The 2,893-nt window shown below is 71.3% G+C and carries 6 protein-coding genes; 4 read left to right on the top strand and 2 right to left on the bottom strand.

The annotated features are described in order from the left end of the window. On the top strand, positions 1–238 hold a 238-nt coding region (locus ABWK99_RS15380), incomplete at its 5' end, for a hypothetical protein (RefSeq protein ID WP_372595566.1). 64 nt (positions 239–302) lie between these two features. On the opposite strand, the gene ABWK99_RS15375 is transcribed toward ABWK99_RS15380, so the two are convergent. Next, entirely contained in the window at positions 303–1,457 is a 1,155-nt protein-coding gene (locus ABWK99_RS15375; RefSeq protein ID WP_372595565.1) for a tyrosine-type recombinase/integrase, read from the bottom strand. Positions 1,458–1,803: 346 nt separating this feature from the next. After that, a complete protein-coding gene (locus ABWK99_RS15370; RefSeq protein WP_372595564.1) occupies positions 1,804–2,028 on the bottom strand; it encodes a helix-turn-helix domain-containing protein in 225 nt (74 codons plus the stop codon). A gap of 104 nt (positions 2,029–2,132) precedes the next feature. Between ABWK99_RS15370 and ABWK99_RS15365 the strand changes: the two genes are divergently transcribed. The 3 genes from ABWK99_RS15365 to ABWK99_RS15355 form a co-directional block, all read left to right on the top strand. Then, on the top strand, positions 2,133–2,381 hold the full coding sequence (locus ABWK99_RS15365; RefSeq protein ID WP_372595563.1) for a helix-turn-helix domain-containing protein: 249 nt from the start codon (positions 2,133–2,135) through the stop codon (positions 2,379–2,381). Beyond that, complete coding sequence (locus ABWK99_RS15360) at positions 2,381–2,611, top strand: helix-turn-helix domain-containing protein (RefSeq protein WP_372595562.1); 231 nt, start codon at positions 2,381–2,383, stop codon at positions 2,609–2,611. Before ABWK99_RS15365 ends, ABWK99_RS15360 begins: the two co-directional genes overlap by 1 nt. Before the next feature lie 77 nt (positions 2,612–2,688). Beyond that, positions 2,689–2,893 (top strand): hypothetical protein (locus tag ABWK99_RS15355; RefSeq protein WP_372595561.1); only part of this gene is annotated, 205 nt, incomplete at its 3' end.

The raw sequence follows: 2,893 nt of genomic DNA, 5'->3' as shown, positions 1-2,893 counted from the left end.
GTGGACCGACACCGCCGCCACCGGGTGGGCGCAGGTCGCCGCGACGCTCGGGGTGACCGCGGCCGCCGTCACCGCGGGCACGGCCGGGATCGCGCGACTCCTGGTCGCCGGGCCCGACGCCGTGAGCAACCCGGTCGGCACCGTCGTCCTCGCACTCGGGTCGCACCAGGACAAGGTGCGGCTCACCGACACCCCCGAGGCGCCTGCCCGACCCGGCACCGGGATCCGCGTGTACTAGACCCGGCACGACTGACGCCCCCGCTCGGCTCCGGCCGGGTGGGGGCGCTTTCGTGCGTCCGGGGTCAGGGGCCGATCGCCGGGAACGCCCCCGGTGCGATGCGCCCCGCGACCTCGGCGCTGCGGGTGTGCGCGTCGGGCAGCAGGTGCCCGTAGACGTCGCCGGTGACCTTCACCGACTCGTGCCCCATCCGGCGCGAGAGGGAGTAGATGTCCTCGCCCTGCGCGAGCATGTGCGAGGCGTGCGAGTGCCGCAGGTCGTGCACCCGAGGCCGCTTCGTCAGCCCCGCGGCCGCCAGCGCGGGCCGCCACACCCGGCCGTGGAAGTGCTGTGCGGAGACCCGGCCGCCCTGCGCCGCCGTGAACAGCAGATCGCCGCCGGCGCGCCCCTGGGCCTGGGCGCGCAGCACGGGCACGAGCTCGGGCGGCAGACTCACCGTCCGGCGGCCCTTGCGCGTCTTCGGCGCGCCGAGGTAGACGCCGGCCGCGCCCTTCTTCCATGCGCGCGAGACCCGCAGCACGGGCGTGTCTGCGTCGAGGTCGAGGTCGTCGGGGGTCAGTGCAGTGGCTTCACCCCAGCGCAGGCCGGTGAGGAACAGGGTGCCGACCAGGGGACGCCAGTGCGCCGGGGTGGCCGTCAAGAGCGCGATGAACTCAGCCTCGGTGAGGATCACCATCTCCGGGCCTTCGGCGTCGGAGGGCAGCGGGACCTTGTGGGCGACGTTGCGACCGACCAGGTCCAGCTCGACGGCGCGGGACAGGACCGCGGACAGGAGCCCGTGCGCGTTCGCGATGCTCTTGGGGGAGTAGGCGCGGCCGCGGTTGGTGGTCTGCTGACGCTGCCACCCGATCCACGCGGTGACGGCCTCACGGGTGATCGCGTCGACAGGAAGCGGGCCGAGCCGCGGCCCCCAGGTGCGTGCAGCCAGGCGCCGGTACTCGGCGACGGTGCCGGGAGTGGCCGAAGCGGCGAGAGCCTCGAGGTGTCGCTCCAGGACGGTCGCCAGGAGCGTGGTCGAGGTGTCGGTGGTCCGTCCTGAGCGCCGGGCGAGGATGGCGAGCGCGGCGTCGGGTCCGAGCCTCTCGATGAGGCCCTTCATCTCTACGGCGCCCTCGGCCGTCTCGATCGTCGGCGTCCAGCGCAGCTGCCCGTCCTGCCGGTAGCCGACGCGGAACCGCTCGTGACCGTCCTTCGAGAAGCGCCTACTGATGCTCACCATGGTCGGTCATCTGCTCCTAGCGCCGGTCAGATTCCATCAGGTGTTACCACGGTCCGTTACCACGGGTCGCGCCGCTCTCCCGATATCGCTCTGACCTGCACAAACGTTGGGGTGGCTAACGGGACTTGAACCTGTTCACCAAACTGGTCGTTTCGTGCTCAGCCTAGCCCATCCCCGTGCTCAACGAGCCGATTCGCCAGCCCGTCACTGAGCACGAACGCCGACCAGGTTGTTACCTTGGTAACAGCCCGCAGGACGCGCGGATACGCCGACCGGGTGAGCGGTGTCGGAGGATCCGGATAGACCGGCCCGATGAAGATCACCAGGGGGGCCCGGGCGGAGGCGGTCACTCACCCGACCGCGCGCGCTCCATGAGCGAGTCGACGCTGATGCCCAGAGCGCGCGCGATCTGATCCAGCTCGTCGAGCGTCCACGCCCTTCGTCCGTTGAGGCGCAGCGACACGTAGGACTGGGCGCGGCCAAGCCGACGCGCCAGCTCGCTGCCGGAGACGCCGGCTGACGCAACGGCGGACTTCACGGCGCTGGCCCATGCCTGTGCGAACTTGCCCATCTCGGGTATCTGAGCGTTCCTCACCATGCCTGCAACCTATCTCATCTGAGAAACACCGTCTAGGTGGGTTGCATGGCTATCTCTATTGAGTTAGGTTGATGCACATGGACAGCACCACACAGCAGGCCGTCGCCCAGGCGATCAGGGTCCAGCGCGTCCGGGCGGGCCTCTCCTCGGAGGCTGACCTGGCCCGCCGCGCCGGGATCTCCCCCTCGGCCCTCAGCAAGCGCCTCGCCGGGGACATCCGCATGGACCTGGAGGACGTTGACCTGCTCGCACGGGCACTCGGCCTCGCCGACGGCTTCGCCCTGCTCGACCTCGCGCGGGCCGAACGAACCACGAGCGCCGCCTGATGCCCGCCCCGCTCCTGTCCGCCTCCGAGGTCGCCGCATGGCTGAACCGGCCGGTCCCCTGGGTCTGCGAGCAGGCCCGTGGCGGGCGCCTGGCCGGTTCGAAGCTCGGGCACGTGTGGCGGTTCTCGGCCGAGGACGTGGAGCGCTACCTCGCCCGCAACGCCGTCGCCGTCGACCCGCTGTCCATGACCCCGCTGTCGGCAGCGCGGCAGCGCAACAAGCGCCGCTGACCCCGGACGCGACAACGGCCGCCCACCTCCCAGGCAGCGGCCGCGTCGTTCAACCTTCAACGAACAGGAGTCTACCAATGACCCGCAAGCAGACCACCAGCGACGACCTCCTCGCCAACGCGCAGATCGCCGTGCGCCTCGTCCGGCACCTGAACGCCGCCGGGTGCGAGGTCTCCACCGTCGACGTCATGCGCAGCTCGATCTACGCGCACCTGACCGGCCCCGGCGACGACCACGACTCCCGCCCGGACGCGCTGCACGTCGCCGACGTCGCGCGCCTGG

This window comes from Actinotalea sp. (assembly GCF_041597215.1).
Lineage (GTDB): Bacteria > Actinomycetota > Actinomycetes > Actinomycetales > Cellulomonadaceae > Actinotalea.
This window is presented reverse-complemented; position numbering and strand designations above follow the sequence as displayed.